Annotated in this window: 13 protein-coding genes; 10 read left to right on the top strand and 3 right to left on the bottom strand. The window is 66.9% G+C overall.

The window, feature by feature from the left end:
• Positions 1–448: 448 nt before the first annotated feature.
• The 9 genes from ACYVH8_RS14345 to ACYVH8_RS14305 all read left to right on the top strand — a co-directional run bounded on the left by ACYVH8_RS14345 (position 449) and on the right by ACYVH8_RS14305 (position 10392).
• Positions 449–973, top strand: coding sequence for a phage integrase N-terminal SAM-like domain-containing protein (locus ACYVH8_RS14345; protein WP_460489490.1), 525 nt, complete (start codon positions 449–451; stop codon positions 971–973).
• Positions 974–1000: 27 nt separating this feature from the next.
• Entirely contained in the window at positions 1001–3898 is a 2898-nt protein-coding gene (locus ACYVH8_RS14340) for an adenosylcobalamin-dependent ribonucleoside-diphosphate reductase (RefSeq protein ID WP_460489489.1), read from the top strand.
• Positions 3899–3969: 71 nt separating this feature from the next.
• Positions 3970–4659 (top strand): TetR/AcrR family transcriptional regulator, encoded by a 690-nt coding sequence (locus tag ACYVH8_RS14335; RefSeq protein ID WP_460489488.1) that lies wholly within the window; start codon positions 3970–3972, stop codon positions 4657–4659.
• Between the two features lie 91 nt (positions 4660–4750).
• Positions 4751–5299 (top strand): TRAP transporter small permease, encoded by a 549-nt coding sequence (locus tag ACYVH8_RS14330; protein ID WP_460489487.1) that lies wholly within the window; start codon positions 4751–4753, stop codon positions 5297–5299.
• A complete protein-coding gene (locus ACYVH8_RS14325; protein ID WP_460489486.1) occupies positions 5296–6573 on the top strand; it encodes a TRAP transporter large permease in 1278 nt (425 codons plus the stop codon). Before ACYVH8_RS14330 ends, ACYVH8_RS14325 begins: the two co-directional genes overlap by 4 nt.
• 85 nt (positions 6574–6658) lie before the next feature.
• Complete coding sequence (locus ACYVH8_RS14320) at positions 6659–7657, top strand: TRAP transporter substrate-binding protein (protein WP_460489485.1); 999 nt, start codon at positions 6659–6661, stop codon at positions 7655–7657.
• A gap of 45 nt (positions 7658–7702) precedes the next feature.
• Positions 7703–8536 (top strand): shikimate dehydrogenase family protein, encoded by an 834-nt coding sequence (locus tag ACYVH8_RS14315; protein WP_460489491.1) that lies wholly within the window; start codon positions 7703–7705, stop codon positions 8534–8536.
• A gap of 33 nt (positions 8537–8569) precedes the next feature.
• Positions 8570–9490 carry a VOC family protein gene (locus tag ACYVH8_RS14310; protein WP_460489484.1) on the top strand — a complete coding sequence of 307 codons (921 nt, stop codon included), beginning with the start codon at positions 8570–8572 and terminating at the stop codon, positions 9488–9490.
• Positions 9487–10392, top strand: a complete 906-nt coding sequence (locus ACYVH8_RS14305; RefSeq protein ID WP_460489483.1) for a sugar phosphate isomerase/epimerase family protein — start codon at positions 9487–9489, stop codon at positions 10390–10392. Before ACYVH8_RS14310 ends, ACYVH8_RS14305 begins: the two co-directional genes overlap by 4 nt.
• Positions 10393–10413: 21 nt before the next feature.
• On the opposite strand, the gene ACYVH8_RS14300 is transcribed toward ACYVH8_RS14305, so the two are convergent.
• The 3 genes from ACYVH8_RS14300 to ACYVH8_RS14290 all read right to left on the bottom strand — a co-directional run bounded on the left by ACYVH8_RS14300 (position 10414) and on the right by ACYVH8_RS14290 (position 14532).
• The gene (locus tag ACYVH8_RS14300) at positions 10414–12291 is read right to left on the bottom strand and encodes a potassium transporter Kup (RefSeq protein ID WP_460489482.1); all 1878 of its coding nucleotides are present in this window, start codon (positions 12289–12291) and stop codon (positions 10414–10416) included.
• A 67-nt stretch (positions 12292–12358) separates the two neighbouring features.
• Complete coding sequence (locus ACYVH8_RS14295) at positions 12359–13045, bottom strand: response regulator (RefSeq protein ID WP_460489481.1); 687 nt, start codon at positions 13043–13045, stop codon at positions 12359–12361.
• A complete protein-coding gene (locus ACYVH8_RS14290) occupies positions 13042–14532 on the bottom strand; it encodes a DUF4118 domain-containing protein (RefSeq protein ID WP_460489480.1) in 1491 nt (496 codons plus the stop codon). Before ACYVH8_RS14290 ends, ACYVH8_RS14295 begins: the two co-directional genes overlap by 4 nt.
• 173 nt (positions 14533–14705) lie before the next feature.
• Here ACYVH8_RS14290 and ACYVH8_RS14285 point away from each other — a divergent pair, with 173 nt between their 5' ends.
• A complete protein-coding gene (locus ACYVH8_RS14285) occupies positions 14706–15149 on the top strand; it encodes a PAS domain-containing protein (RefSeq protein ID WP_460489479.1) in 444 nt (147 codons plus the stop codon).
• Positions 15150–15153: the final 4 nt, after the last annotated feature.

Raw genomic sequence — 15153 nt, 5'->3', positions numbered from 1 at the left:
GCCGGGTCTTCTTCCTCTTGCCTGCGTATTCGGCATCGGCGAAACTGATCTGGTCCATCGGCACAACTCCTTTGCCACGATCAACGATTCAAGGGGCCGTTCGGTGGACTTGTTCAGACCTTCCCTAATTCACCAGCCATGCTGATACTCCTTTCCAGTGTGAGTCGATGTGCATCACATTTGAGGCGATGCCGTGGAGCTAAAGAGGCCCAACTTGATATAGGCCGCAAATCTGTCGGCATAACAAAGTTCATGGCACCTCCCGTTTTTGATTTAAGTACTTGAAATATATCGGGTTCTCAGCTTTTTGCCCGGCCGGAAAAACCATCAACAAAACCACGAAACCCGGCAAACCTGTCGTATGAACAGGGTCGACTGCAGACTAACAAGGCGTGGTTGATGCCCCGGAAGCCTTGATTTTATTGGCAATAATCATGATACTGTTTTTATGAACAGTATTAACACAGCCGCCAAACCCCGCACTTCGCTCGGCCGCCCGCCCCTGCAGTCCGGGCGCCTGCTGGACCAGGTGCGAGAGCGCATCCGCTATCTGCACTACAGCCTGAGCACGGAACAGACCTATCTGTACTGGACGCGCTGGTTCATCCGCTTTCACGGGCTGCGGCATCCGCGCGAGCTGGGCAAGCCCGAGGTCGAGGCCTTTCTGACCATGCTGGCGCACGAGCGCAAGGTGTCGGCGTCCACCCACCGCCAGGCCCTCAGCGCCCTGCTGTTTCTCTACAAGGAGGTGCCGGGGCAGCACCTGCCCTGGCTGGACGACATCGGCCGCCCCATCAGCCAACGCCGTATTCCGTCGGTGCTCAGCCCGCTGGGCGCGCTGGCCCGCGGGCTTGATCCGCGTCACGAAAGCGGGCTTGCATTTCCCCACACGGATGCCAAACTGCAATCCGCCGACCCGCTCCACGCGCAGGTGTTGCGGAAGATCAAGCCCACGCTGACGCCGGGTGCCTAGCATCCCCCCAGATCACAGGAGCCCTGCATGAGCAACGTCACCGAAACCCGCCCCGCCACAAGCGCCCTGGCCGCCCAGGAGATCAGCACCGAGGTGCTGCTGGAGAAATACGCCAAGGGCGATGAGCAGAGCATCCTGCAGGTGAACCAGCGCGTGGCGCGCGCGCTGGCACAGGCGGAGGACGCCGGGCAGCGCGCGCACTGGGAGGGCCGTTTCCTGCAGGCGCTGCAGCAGGGTTTCCTGCCGGCCGGGCGCATCCAGTCCGCGGCAGGCACCGAACTCACGGCCACGCTGATCAACTGCTTTGTGCAGCCCGTGGGCGACTCCATCGCGCACGACGATGAGGGCCACCCCGGCATCTACGTGGCGCTCAAGGAAGCGGCCGAGACCATGCGCCGCGGCGGCGGCGTGGGTTACGACTTCTCGCGCATCCGCCCGCGCGGCGCCTGGGTGGGCAGCACGCAGAGCAGCGCCTCGGGCCCGGTGAGTTACATGCGCGTGTTCGACCGTTCCTGCGAGACGGTGGAGTCCGCCGGCAGCCGGCGCGGCGCGCAGATGGGCGTGCTGCGCTGCGACCACCCGGACATCGAGGAGTTCATCCACGCCAAGGATAGCGGCGACCTGCGCAACTTCAACATCTCGGTGGGCGTGACCGATGCCTTCATGCAGGCCGTGGTGACCGATGGCGAAGTGGAGCTGGTGCACCACGCCGAGGCCGGCGCCGCGCAGAAGACCGAGGGCGCCTACCGCAGCAAGGACACAGGGCTGTGGGTCTACCGCAAGCTGCGCGCGCGCGATCTGTGGGAGCAGATCATGCGCTCCACCTACGACCACGCCGAGCCGGGCGTGCTTTTCATCGACACCATCAACCGCGACAACAACCTCTCGTATTGCGAGACCATCGCTGCGACCAATCCTTGCGCCGAGGAAGCGCTGCCTCCCTATGGCTGCTGCTGCCTGGGCTCCATCGACTTGACGCGCCTGGTGCGCGACCCCTTCGAGGAAAGCGCCCGTTTCGACTTCACCAGCTTCGCCGAACTAGCCCGCACTGCCGTGCGCATGCTCGACAACGTGCTGGACGTGACCGTCTGGCCGTTGCCGCAGCAGGCGCAGGAGATGCGCAGCAAGCGCCGCGTGGGCCTGGGCTACACGGGCCTGGGTGATGCGCTGGTGATGCTGGGCCTGCGCTACGACACGGCCGAAGCACGCGAGATGGCGCGGCGTATCAGCGAAGCGCTGCGCGACGCGGCCTACGAGGCCTCTTGCGAACTGGCGCGCGAGCGCGGCCCTTTCCCACTCTTCAACGCCGACATGTACCTGAGCAGCCCGCGTTTCGCCTCGCGCCTGCCGGCGGCGCTGAAGGACAGGATACGCCAGCATGGCGTGCGCAACTCGCACCTGCTGGCGATCGCGCCCACGGGCACCATCAGCCTGGCCTTTGCCGACAACGCGAGCAACGGCATCGAGCCGGCCTTCAGCTGGCACTACACCCGCAAGAAGCGCATGCCCGACGGCAGCTTCAAGGAATACGCGGTGGAAGACCACGCCTGGCGCCTGTACCGCCACCTCAAGGGCGAGGCCGCGCCGCTGCCACCGGCCTTCGTGACCGCGCTGGAGATGAGCGCGCAGGCCCATGCGGCCATGGTGGCGGCGGTGGCACCCTATATCGACACGGCGATTTCCAAGACCGTCAACGTGCCGGCCGACTACCCCTACGCCGATTTCCAGGACCTCTACCTGCAGGCCTGGCAAGCCGGCCTCAAGGGCCTGGCCACCTACCGGCCGAATTCGATCCTGGGGAGCGTGCTGAGCACAGGCGTGGCGCCCACGCCGGCCGCGCCGCTGCAGCTCGACGACGCCAACCGTCGCCTCGCTCTGGAGCGCCTGCCCGCGCCCGTGCTAGCCTCACTGCGTTGGCCGGGCCGCCCCGAGCTGCCCGGCGGCAACCTGGCCTGGAGCTTCATGGTGCACCATCCCTACGGCGAGTTCGCGCTCTTCGTGGGTGAACTGCCGGGCGAGGAAGGCGGGCCGGCCCAGCCCTTCGAGGTCTGGGTCAACGGCGCAGAACAACCGCGCGGCCTGGGCGCGCTGGCCAAGACCCTGTCCATGGATTTGCGCTCCAAGGACCCGGCCTGGCTCAAGCTCAAGCTCGACGCGCTGGCCACCGTGGCGGAAGAACGCGCTTTCGAGATGCCCTTCCCCCCGCACGGCGAACGCCGCCTCTTCCCCGGCGTGGTGGCGGCCACGGCGGCGGTGATCCGCTGGCGCTGCGAGCAGCTCGGTGTGTGGCGTGAGCGCGCGCAAGCTGCCGCCACCCCGGTGCTCGACGCCATGTTCGCCCGCGAGGAGCCGCTGACCGGCCCCTCGGGCACCCTGGCCTGGGCGGTGGACATCGACAACCCGGGCACGGGCGAGGCCTTCACGCTCACACTCAAGGAGATCAGCCTGCCCGGCCCCGACGGCACGCCGGTGAACCGGCCCTGCGCCATGGGCCTGTCGGGCAACTACCCGCGCGCGCTCGACGGCCTGGCGCGCCTGCTCTCGCTGGACATGCGTGTGGTGGACCCGGCCTGGATCGGCATGAAGCTGCGCAAGCTGCTCAACTACGCCGAACCCCTGGGCCACTTCATGGCCTTTGTGCCCGGCCTGCCGCACGGCGAACGCCGCCAGCAGACCTGGCCCTCCACCGTGGCCTACATGGCGCGCCTCATCATCCACCGCTACGCCATGCTGGGTGTGCTGGACGCGCAGGGTTACCCGCTGCGCGAGATGGGTGTGCTCGAAACGCCGGATGCACAGGCCGAGAGCGAGGAACCCGCCGCCATGGCCGGGCGCCCCTGCCCCGAGTGCGGCAACCCCACGGTCATCAAGAAAGACGGCTGCGACTTCTGCACCGCCTGCGGTTACGTGGGGCAGTGCGGCTGAGGCGCCACCGGAACCCGGGCCGGCAGGCGGCAGTGTTGCAGCGGCGCGCTTGACCGCCCTATACTTCACAAATGAACGAACCAGTACATCTGCGCCGTGCACGTGTGGCCAAATCTGCGGCCCCCGCCCGCAAGGCGCCCAGCCGCACCAACGACCCGGACCGCACCAAGGCCAACATCCTGCAGGTCGCCGAGGTCGAGTTCGGCGAGAAGGGCCTGGCGGGCGCGCGCATCGACGAGATCGCCGAGGCCACACGGACCAGCAAGCGCATGATCTATTACTACTTCGGCAGCAAGGAAGGCCTGTACCTGGCCGTGCTCGAAGAAGCCTACCGGCGTGTGCGCGACATCGAATCCGAACTCAAGCTGCAGGACCTGGAGCCCGAGGAAGGCTTGCGCCGCCTGGTGGCCTTCACCTTCGACCACCACCTGCACCACGAGAGCTATATCCGCCTGGTGATGTCCGAAAACATCCACCGCGGGCAGTACCTGGCGCAGAGCCAGCGCATCCAGGAACTCAACGTGCCGGCGATTGCCGCGATCCGCAAGCTCTACGAACGCGGTCTCAAGGCCGGCCTGTTCCGCAAGGGCCTGGACCCGGTCGATATCCATGCCTCGATCTCGGCCCTGAGCTTCTTCAATGTGTCCAACCGGCACACCTTCGGCATCATCTTCAAGCTCGACATGACCTCCCGCGCCTACATCGCCCAGCGGCGCGAGAACGTGGTGGAAATGATCGCGCGTTTCGTGCGCAAGACCTGAGCGCGGCACGCTTTGCGGCCAGCAATCTCAGGGTTTTCCCTTAATTAAAAACTAACCAGTTCGTACAAAATAAACGCATGGAGACCTTGCTGTGATTCAAAAACTGATCGACCGGATCTGTCAGGCCTTTAACCTCCTGATGGTTCTTTTCATGGCCCTCATGGTGTTCATGGTGTTCGGCAACGTGGTGCTGCGCTACGGTTTCAACTCCGGCATCACGGTGTCCGAAGAGCTGTCACGCTGGCTGTTCGTCTGGATGACCTTCCTCGGCGCGGTGGTGGCGCTCAACCGCCGCGCCCACCTGGGCACCGATGCCCTGATTGGGCGGCTGCCGCTGCTGGGCCGCAAGGTCTGCTTCGTGCTGGCCCAGCTGCTCATGCTGGCCATGTGCTGGCTGATGTTCAGGGGCACCTGGCAGCAGACCGTGATCAACCTGCAGACCACCAGCGCCGTCATGGAAGCCTCTATGGCCTGGCTCTACGCCAGCGGCATGGTGTTCGCAGCCCTCGCAGGCCTGATCATCTTCAACACCCTCCTGAAATTCTTCCGCGGGGATCTGCCGGCCTCCGAACTGATCGGTTTCTCCGAATCCGAAGAAATGCCGGCCGACAAGAACACACAGCAGGAGTCCCGTCCATGACCATCGCCGTTTTCCTCGCCGCCCTGCTGGGCGCCATGGCGCTGGGGGTGCCCATCGCCTTTTCGCTGCTCTTCACCGGCACCGCCCTGATGTGGCACCTGGGCATGTTCGACGCCCAGATCCTGGCCCAGAACGTCATCGAGGGCGCCAACAGCTTCCCCCTGCTGGCCGTGCCCTTCTTCATGCTGGCCGGCGAGGTCATGAACACCGGCGGCCTCTCGCGCCGCATCGTGAACCTGGCCATGACCCTGGTCGGGCATGTACGGGGCGGGCTGGGCTATGTGGCCATCCTGGCCGCCGCGCTGATGTCGGCCCTGTCGGGCTCGGCCGTGGCCGATGCGGCCGCGCTGGCCGCGCTGCTGCTGCCCATGATGATCAAGGCCGGTCACGACAAGTCCCGCTCCGCGGGCCTGCTGTCGGCCTCCGCCGTGATGGGCCCCATCATCCCGCCCTCGATCGGCTTCGTGGTCTTCGGGGTGGCCGCCAACGTGTCCATCTCCAAGCTCTTCATCGCGGGCATCGTGCCCGGCATCATGCTGGGCGCGGCCCTGTGGGTCACCTGGTGGTGGCTGGTGCGCAGGGAGCAGGTCGAGCCGCCGCCGCGCGCCACGCGCCAGCAGGTGCTGGTCGCGCTGAAGGACGCGACCTTTGCCATCGGCCTGCCCCTGATCGTGCTCGTGGGCCTGAAATTCGGCGTCTTCACGCCCACCGAAGCCGCCGTGGTGGCCGCGGTGTACGCCCTGTTCGTGTCCATGGTGATCTACCGCGAGCTGAAGTTCTCGCAGCTCTACGAGCTGTTCGCCTCTGCCGCGCAGACCACGGCCGTGGTCATGTTCCTGGTGGCCGCCGCCATGGTGTCCGCCTGGATGATCACCGTGGCCAACCTGCCGGCCGAACTGGTCGCCTTGCTCCAGCCCCTGCTGGACCGCCCCATCCTGCTGATGTTCGTGATGATGCTGATCACCATGCTCGTGGGCACGGCCATGGACATGACCCCGACCATCCTGATCCTCACGCCGGTCTTCATGCCCCTGGTCAAGGCCGCCGGCATCGACCCGGTGTACTTCGGCGTGCTCTTCATCATCAACAACTCGATCGGCCTGATCACCCCGCCGGTGGGCACCATCCTCAGCACCGTGGCCGGCGTGGGCAAGATGAGCATGGACGAGGTGACCAAGGGCGTCTGGCCCTTCATGATCGCCCAGTTCATCCTGATGTTCCTGCTGGTCTTCTTCCCCGCGCTGGTGATGGTGCCGGCGCGCTGGTTCTACTGATGTTTCTCTACGACTGCGGCCTCAGGGCACGCCACCGCAGTCGTTCTTTACAAGGGCGTCCCGAAAATATCCACGGAGACAAACCATGAAGCGACTCGTACTCAAAACCCTGGTGGCCGCACTGGCCGTCGCGGCCTTCGGCCTGGCCCAGGCCCAGACCAAGACCATCAAGTTCGTCAACCAGAACGCCAAGGGCCACCCCATCGTGCTGGGCATGGACAGGTTCGCCGAGATCGTCGAAGCCAGGTCCGGCGGCAAGCTCAAGGTCACCGTCTATCCCGGCGGCGCCCTGGGCAGCGACCAGGCCAATGTGTCGGCCCTGCAGGGCGGCACGCTAGAGATGGCCTCGATGAACTCCGGCATCTTCGCCAGCCTGGTGAAGGACTTCGCCATCTACGACTTCCCCTTCCTCTTTGCCAACCCGGCCGAGGCCGACGCCGTGGTCGACGGCCCCTTCGGCAAGAGCCTGCACGCCAAGCTGGAAGAGAAAGGCCTCGTGGGCCTGGGTTACTACGAGCTGGGCTTTCGCCACATCACCAACAGCAAGCGCCCCATCACCAAGGTGGAAGACATCGCCGGCCTCAAGCTGCGCGTGATCCCCAACCCGATCAACATCGACTGGGTCTCCGCCCTGGGCGCCAACCCCACGCCCCTGCCCTTCCCCGAGCTCTATGCAGCGCTGGAGCAGAAGGCCGTGGACGGCCAGGAAAACCCGGTGGCCACGATCAATGGCGCCAAGCTCTATGAAGTGCAGAAGCACCTGGCCCTGACCAGCCACCAGTACAACCCGCAGTCCATCGTGGTCAGCAAGAAGTTCTGGGACGGTCTGCCGGCCGACGAGAAGAAGATCGTTCAGGACGCCGTCAACGAGTCCATCAAGTACCAGCGCGAGCAGTCGCGCGCCCTGGCCAGCAGCCTGCTGGAGACCCTCAAGAAGAACGGCATGCAGGTCACCGAACTGCCGGCGGCCGAAGTGGCCAAGCTGCGCGAGAAGATGAAACCCGTGATCGCCAAGCATTCCGCCAGCGTGGGTGACGCCACGGTCAGCGCGATGATGGCCGAGCTCGCCCGCATCCGCAAGTAAAGAGAGCGCAGCACCTCGATGAACGCACGAGCTTTCCAGGGAGCCCTGATCAACGGCGATACGGAGATGATCGCCCATCTGGGTTTTCCCACGCACAGCTTCAAGGCCCCCCTGATCTACAACCCCTACTTCGAGTCGGTCGGGGTCAATGCGGTGGTGGTGCCCATGGGCTGCAGGCCCGATGCGTTCGCCGAGGTGTTGCGCAGCCTGTTCCGCCTGGAGAACATCCGGGGCGCGCTGATCACGATGCCGCACAAGGTGAGCACCGTGGGCCTGCTCGACGAAGTCACGCGCACCGCGCGCGTGGCCGGCGCCTGCAATGCCGTCAAGCGCACGGCCGACGACCGCCTGGTCGGTGACATGTTCGACGGCGAAGGTTTTGTGCGCGGGGTGCGCCGCAAGGGCATGGTGCTGACCGGCGCGCGGGCCCTGGTGGTGGGTTGCGGCGGCGTGGGCTCGGCCATTGCGGCCTCGCTGGCCGCTGCCGACCTGGCCGAACTCGCGCTCTTCGATGTGCAGGATGCTTCCGCGCAGGCCCTGGCCCAGCGCCTGCGCACCGAATACCCGCAACTCAAGGTCACGACCGGCAGCAGGGATCCCGCCGGCTTCGACCTGGTCGTCAACGGCACGCCGCTGGGCATGAACCCCGGCGATCCGCTGCCGGTCGATGTCGAGCGCCTGTCGCCCCAGACCTTTGTCGGCGAAGTCGTCATGCGCACCGAGATGACCGCCTTTCTGGCCGCCGCGCAGGCGCGCGGCTGCCGCATCCAGGTGGGTTCGGACATGCTGTTCGAGATGATCCCGGCCTATCTGGAGTTTTTCGGCTACCCGACCGCGACGGCCGACCAGCTGCGCGCCGTGGCCCGCTTGCACAACTGACATCAGCCGATACACCCCCTGCCGGAGAAGCCCATGAGCGACCTGTTGCTGCACCCCGAACATGCGCGCGAACCGCTGCAGGATTCCCTCAGCGATACGTCCAACCCGATCGGGCTGGACGGCATCGAATTCATCGAGTACGCCACGCTCAAACCCCAGGCCCTGGGCCAGGTGCTGGAGATGATGGGCTTTCGCCCGGTGGCGCGTCACCGCTCGCGCGAAGTCACGCTCTACCGCCAGGGCGCGCTGAACATCGTGGTCAACGCCCACCCGCCGGACGCGCTGGGCGCGAGCCACGGCGCCGACCACCCCAGCATCAGCGCCATCGCGCTGCGGGTGCGCAGTGCGCGCGCCGCGCGCGAGTACGTGCTGGAGCGCGGCGGCTGGGAAGTGCCCGGTCACCCCGATGCGATGGAACTCAACATCCCCGCCATCCACGGCGTGGGCGGCAGCCGCATCTACCTGATCGACCGTTACCAGGACTTCTCGATCTACGACGTCGACTTCATCACTATCCCCGGCGCAGCGGTGCAGCCGCCCGTGCTGGCCGGACTGAACTTCTTCGGCATCGTCCAGTACATCGGCATCGGTCGCAGTTATGACTGGATCGAGTTCTACCAGGCCTTGCTGGGCGCGACCCTGATCCCCGACGAGCAGCGCTTCGGCATCATGCCCTCGGGCAAGCTCATGCGCACGCCCGCGCTGCACGCCGGCCAGTCCTTCATGATCCAGCTGGTCGAACCGGCGGTGGACGCCCCCGATCCGCGCGAGCAGCTGCAGCGCATCGGCCTGGGTGTGCCGGACGTGCTGGCCGCGGTGCAGGCCCTGCGCGCCCAGGGCGTCGAGTTCATCGAAAGCCCCGCCACCCACAGCGGGCAGCGCGGCGCGATCAGCAAAACCTACCTGGGCAGCGTGGTGTTCGAGCTGGTGCATTCCGCAGCGGAGCCGGCATGAACGACCGCCGCAGCGTGGAAGAAGCCATCCGTGGCTTCGGCATGGACACCATCACCCTGGCCGGTCCGCTGCAGGCCAAGCTGCAGGCCATGAAGGACGCCGGTTTCAGCCAGGTCATGCTCAAGGCCAACGACCTGGTGGGCCACCCCGGCGGCTGGAAGGCCGCAGCGCGCGAGGTGCGTGAGAGCGGGCTGCGCGGCACAGGCTTCCAGGTGCTGCGCGACTTCGAGGGCCTGAGCGGCCACCTGCACGACTACAAGGTCGACATCGCCAAGACCATGCTGGAGATGTGCGCCGAACTCGGCTGCGACGTGCTGCTGGCCTGCTCCTCCACCTCGGCCCACGCCTCGCAGGACCTGGACCACATCGCGCGCGACCTGCGCAAGCTGGCCATGCTGGCGATTCCCCACGGCATCCGCATCGCCTACGAGGGCCTGTCCTGGGGCCGCACGGTCAACGAATACACCACGGCCTGGGACGTGGTCTGCCGCGCCGACGCGCCCAACCTGGGCGTCTGCATCGACTCGTACCACATCCTGGCCGCCAAGACCCCGCTGGACGCCATCCTGGATCTGGACCCGGCCAGGATCTTCCTGGTCCAGCTGTCCGACTTCATGTGGCGCGAAACGCCCACCTTCGAGGAGCGCATGGCCACGGCCCGCACCTACCGCGTTTTCCCCCGCGAAGGCGTGCACACCGAAGAACTCATAGCCCTCGTGCAGAAGCTCGACCGGCTCGGTTATGCCGGCGACTACAGCTTCGAGGTCTTCAACGACGACTTCGTGCAGATGCCCCTGCCCATGGTGGCCGAACGCGCGCGCAAATCGGCGCTCTGGCTGGCCGACGATATCCTGCGCCGCTCCCTGCCCCTGCCCAACCAGCTCAGGCTGCGCGCCCGCTGAGCGGGAGCGGCCCGGCCCGCTTCAGATCTGCACGCGCGTGCCCAGCTCGATCACGCAGTTGTTGGGCAGGCGGAAGAAGTCCGCCACATTGCCGGCGTTGCGCGACATCAGGGCAAACAGCGCCTCGCGCCAGCGCGCCATACCGGTACCGCGTGTGGGCACCACGATCTCGCGGCTCAGGAAGTAGGACGTCTCGAACAGGTTGATGGGCAGGCCCTGGGCCTGGCACAGCTCCAGCGCCTTCGGAATATCAGGCTGGTTCTGGAAACCGTAGTTGATCTGCACCCGCCAGAAACCGGGCGCCAGCGGGCTCACCTGCACGCGCTCGCCAAAGGGAATCCAGGGCACATCGTGGAAGACCACGGTGAGGATCACATTGCGCTCGTGCAGCACCTGGTTGTGCTTGAGGTTGTGCATCAGCGCCTGGGGCACGGTGTCCGGATTGGCCACGGCATACACGGCCGTGCGCGAGACTCGGTGCATGCGGTCGGCCGAGAGGGCGCCGATGAAGGGCAACAGCTCGGGATCGCCCTGGCGGATGTTGTCCAGCAGCAGCTCGCGCCCGCGCCGCCAGGTGGCCATGACGATGAAGATGAGACCGCCCGCGACCAGGGGGAACCAGCCACCGTCCACGAACTTCAGCATGCAGGAGGCCACCAGCATGGCGTCGAACAGCAGGAAGGCGCCCGTGGCGGCCAGCGCCAGGGGCAGGGGGTAGTTCCAGGCGTGGCGGATGACAAAGAAAGTGAGTGCCGTGGTGATGAGCATGGTGACCGTCACCGCGATACCGTAGGCGGAAGCCAAGGCGGAAGAGCTGCCGAAACCCACCACCGCCAGCAGCACCGCCGCCAGCAGCAGCCAGTTGACCTGGGGCATGTAGATCTGGCCAGCCTCGCGCGCCGAGGTGTAGTGCACCTGCAGGCGCGGCAGCAGGCCCAGCTGCACGGCCTGCTTGGTCATGGAATAGGCGCCCGAGATCACGGCCTGCGAGGCAATCACCGTGGCCAAGGTCGCCAGCAGCACGGCCGGGATCAGCCAGGCGGCGGGAAACAGGCGGTAGAAGGGGTTGTCCAGTGCCGTGGGATCGCGCATGAGCAGCGCGCCCTGCCCCATGTAGTTCAGGGCCAGCGCGGGCAGCACCAGACCGGTCCAGGCCAGCTGGATGGGCCGCTTGCCGAAATGCCCCATGTCGGCATACAGGGCCTCGGCGCCGGTGAAGGCCAGCACGATGGCGCCCAGCGCCACAAACATATGCCAACCCTGCGCGCGCAGGAAGGCCAGCGCCTCCAGCGGGTTGAGTGCGGCCAGGATGGCGGGCTCGCGCAGGATCTCCAGCACACCGGTCAGGGCCAGCACGCCGAACCACAGCAGGATGACGGGGCCGAAGAGCTTGCCGACCAGGCCGGTGCCGAAACGCTGGACAGCAAACAGGGCCACCAGCACGGCCACCGAGATCGGCAGCACATAGGGCTTGAGCAGGGGCGTGGCCACTTCCAGCCCCTCGACCGCGCTGAGCACCGAGATGGCGGGAGTGATCACGCTGTCACCATAGAACAGGGCGGCGCCCATGACACCGGTGAGCAACAGGGCCACACGCCGCCGCGCGGTCTTGCCCGCCGCCTGGGCGGCCAGGGCCGTGAGCGCCATGATGCCGCCCTCGCCGCGGTTGTCGGCGCGCAGGATCAGCAGCACGTATTTGAGCGTGACCACCAGCATCAGGCCCCAGAAGATGGTCGACACGGCCCCGACGAGATGGGCCGCATCGAGCGGGATGCCGGTGGCGGGGCCAAAAACCTCCTTCATGGTGTAGAGCGGGCTGGTGCCGATGTCGCCATAGACCACGCCCAGCGCGCCCAGGGTCAGGGCGGCCAGGCTTTCGCGTCCGGTATTCGAATTCATGGGTGCCTGTCGTCAGTGTAGAGGTCTCCACTGTCGCGCGGCGCGCATCAGGAACGCATAAGGACGCTCACTCGTCGGCCAGGCGGTAGCCCACGCCGGTTTCGGTCAGCAGATGGCGCGGCTCGGCCGGATCGCGCTCGATCTTGGCGCGCAGCTGGCCCATGTACAGGCGCAGGTAGTGCGTGTGCGCTGTGTATTCGGGGCCCCAGACCTCGGCCAGCAGCTGGCGGTGCGTCACCACGCGGCCGGCGCTGCGCACCAGGCGCGCCAGCAGTTCGTACTCGGTGGGCGTGAGGTGCACGGCCTGGCCCTCGCGTGTCACCGTGCGCGTGGCCAGGTCCACCTGCAGATCGTCCAGGGTATGCGTGGTCACGGCGGCGGCCAGCGCCGTGCCGCGGTGGCGCAGGGCCACACGCATGCGCGCCAGCAGCTCGGCCACGCTGAAGGGCTTGCTCAGGTAGTCGTCGGCCCCGGCGTCCAGCAGCGCGATCTTCTGCGCTTCCTGGTGACGCGCCGAAATCACGACGATGGGCAGGCTGGACTGGCGGCGCACCTGCTGCACCAGCTGCAGACCTTCGCCGTCGGGCAGGCCCAGGTCCAGCACGATGAGCTCGGGCGGGCTGTGCTGCAGCAAGGCGCCGGCCTCGCCCAGCGTCACGGCCGTCTGCACCTCGAAGCCCTCCAGCGCGAGTGCGGACTGCACCAGCGCGCGGATTTCGCGGTCGTCCTCGACCACCAGCACACGCAGGGTCATGGTGCAGGCTCCGGCGTCGCGGGTTGGGCCTCGACAGGCAGTTGCAGGCAGAAGTCGCTGCCGCCACCTGCACGCGGCCGCAGGATCAGCGGCGCGCCGTGCGCCTGGGCGATGGCGCGGCACACCGCCAGCCCCAGGCCGGTGCCGCGCCGGCCGGAACGGTCGCCCCGCACATAGGGCTGAAAGATGGTTTCGCGTTCGGCCTCGGGGATGCCCGGGCCCCGGTCCCTGACGCAGACCTCCAGCCTGGCCTCATGGGGCTCCACGCTCAGCTCGACCTCACCCTCGCTGTACTTCAGCGCGTTGTCCAGCAGATTGGCCAGCAGCTGCGAGAGCAGCACCGCATCGGCCCGCACCAGAGGCAGCCCTTCGGGCACACGCGAGCGGATGCGGCGCGCCGGATCATGCTTGCGCACGCGGCCCAGCACGGCGCCGACAATCTCTTCCAGCGATTCCCAGCCGAACTGCAAGGCCTGCCCGGGCTGGGCCAGGCGCAGCAGCTGCAGGGTGTTGTCGCTCATGCTGCTCAGGTAATTGGCCTCGTTGACGATGCCCTGCAGCAGGTGGGCCTGGGTGGGTGCATCGAGCCTCTCGCGCTGCGTCTGCAGGGAGGAGGCCGCCGCCACGATGGCCGCCAGCGGTGTACGCAGGTCGTGCGAGATGGCGGCGAGGAAGGTACTTTGCAACTGCTGGCGTTGCGCCTCGGTCTGCGCCGCCTGCATGGCCTGCCCCAGGCGCAGGCGTCCCAGGGCCTGGGCCAGCAGCGCACAAAGGGCCTGGGCATGCTCCCGCCCGCTTTCGTCGCTGGCCTGTGCAGGGCGCACGCAGGCCGCCCCGGACACCTGACCCTGCTCGCCCAGCGGCAGGTACCAGGCCAGCAAGCCCGGCCAGCGTCCGGTGCCCGGGCCCAGCACGGCCCCCTCCTTCATGCAGCTGCGCAGGCCGTCGCGCACCTGCGACTCCAGACCCTCGCCCGGTTCGGGCTCACCATGCGCGTGCGCCAGCACCAGCTGGTTGGGGCCGGCAAAAGCCTCGGCCAGGGCCGCCTGTCCCAGGCCCAGCACGTCCTGCGTCTGCGTGGCAGACGCCAAGCCGCTGGCCAGGGCCTGCAGCTGGCGCGCCCGCTGCTCGTTGCGTCGTGCAATTTCAGTTTCGCGCCGCAAGCCGCTGGCCAGCCGGCTGATGACCAGGGCGACCACCAGCATGACCGCCAGCGCAATCAGGTGCTCCTGGCTCTCGACCTCGAAAGTCCAGCGCGGGGGCACGAAAAAGAAATTCAGCGCGATGACGGCCCCCACGGCACAGCTCACCGACTCCAGCCAGGGCAGCCAGTAGGCCGCGATCACCACGGCCAGTACGTAGAGCATGGCCTGGCTGGTCAGAGACACATGGGGCTCCCATACCCAGCACAAGCCCGTGGCCAGGGCCAGCAGGCCGGTCACCGTGGCCCAGCGTCGCAGCGTTGCGGAGGCTGTCAGCGTTTTCATGAGCCACCAGCGTAACACCCGGGGCATCAGGAAAGCATCAGGATCGCCAACGCACCGGACTGGCGCGCCCGCTGCAATAGCCTTGACGCCGACCCTAGTTCTGTCGAACTATTGGATAGCGCACGGCTTTCGGCTACGCTAGCCCGGTCCGAGCAACTGATCGAAAGCTTTTCATGTCGGGACCCCACACCCTTGAATCCACGGCCGCCCACATCCTGCGCCATATGCCGGAGGCCATGATCTTCTGCGACCTCGAAGGCATCATCCGCCTCTGGAACGGCGGTGCCGAGAAGGTCTTCGGTTGGACCGCGGCCGAGGCCGTGGGCCAGAGCCTGGACCTCATCATCCCCGAGCGCATGCGCAAGGCGCACTGGGACGGTTTCAACCAGGCGCTCGAGCGCGGCGGCGTCAAGCCCGGCCGCACTTCCATGATCACGCGCTCGCTGCACAAGAGCGTCGAGTTCATCTACGTGGACATGAGTTTCGAGATGGTGCGCGACGAGGCCGGCAAGATGCTGGGCTCGATGGCCGTGGCGCGTGACGCCACCAAGCGCTTCAACGACGAGAAGGCACTGCGCAAGCAGCTGGCCGACCTGACGGCCAAGCCGGCGGGCTGAAGCC

The organism is Curvibacter fontanus, from assembly GCF_054780335.1.
The sequence above is the reverse complement of the archived record's forward strand: the minus strand, read 5'-3'. Positions and strand labels throughout refer to the sequence as shown.

Excerpts from the sequence above, each read along its gene's own strand:
- ACYVH8_RS14295 (WP_460489481.1), bottom strand. The coding sequence starts at position 13,045 with ATGACCCTGCGTGTGCTGGTGGTCGAGGACGACCGCGAAATCCGCGCG.
- ACYVH8_RS14285 (WP_460489479.1), top strand. The coding sequence starts at position 14,706 with ATGTCGGGACCCCACACCCTTGAATCCACGGCCGCCCACATCCTGCGC.
- ACYVH8_RS14320 (WP_460489485.1), top strand. The coding sequence starts at position 6,659 with ATGAAGCGACTCGTACTCAAAACCCTGGTGGCCGCACTGGCCGTCGCG.
- ACYVH8_RS14300 (WP_460489482.1), bottom strand. The coding sequence starts at position 12,291 with ATGAATTCGAATACCGGACGCGAAAGCCTGGCCGCCCTGACCCTGGGC.
- ACYVH8_RS14310 (WP_460489484.1), top strand. The coding sequence starts at position 8,570 with ATGAGCGACCTGTTGCTGCACCCCGAACATGCGCGCGAACCGCTGCAG.
- ACYVH8_RS14290 (WP_460489480.1), bottom strand. The coding sequence starts at position 14,532 with ATGAAAACGCTGACAGCCTCCGCAACGCTGCGACGCTGGGCCACGGTG.
- ACYVH8_RS14305 (WP_460489483.1), top strand. The coding sequence starts at position 9,487 with ATGAACGACCGCCGCAGCGTGGAAGAAGCCATCCGTGGCTTCGGCATG.
- ACYVH8_RS14345 (WP_460489490.1), top strand. The coding sequence starts at position 449 with ATGAACAGTATTAACACAGCCGCCAAACCCCGCACTTCGCTCGGCCGC.
- ACYVH8_RS14335 (WP_460489488.1), top strand. The coding sequence starts at position 3,970 with ATGAACGAACCAGTACATCTGCGCCGTGCACGTGTGGCCAAATCTGCG.
- ACYVH8_RS14325 (WP_460489486.1), top strand. The coding sequence starts at position 5,296 with ATGACCATCGCCGTTTTCCTCGCCGCCCTGCTGGGCGCCATGGCGCTG.
- ACYVH8_RS14340 (WP_460489489.1), top strand. The coding sequence starts at position 1,001 with ATGAGCAACGTCACCGAAACCCGCCCCGCCACAAGCGCCCTGGCCGCC.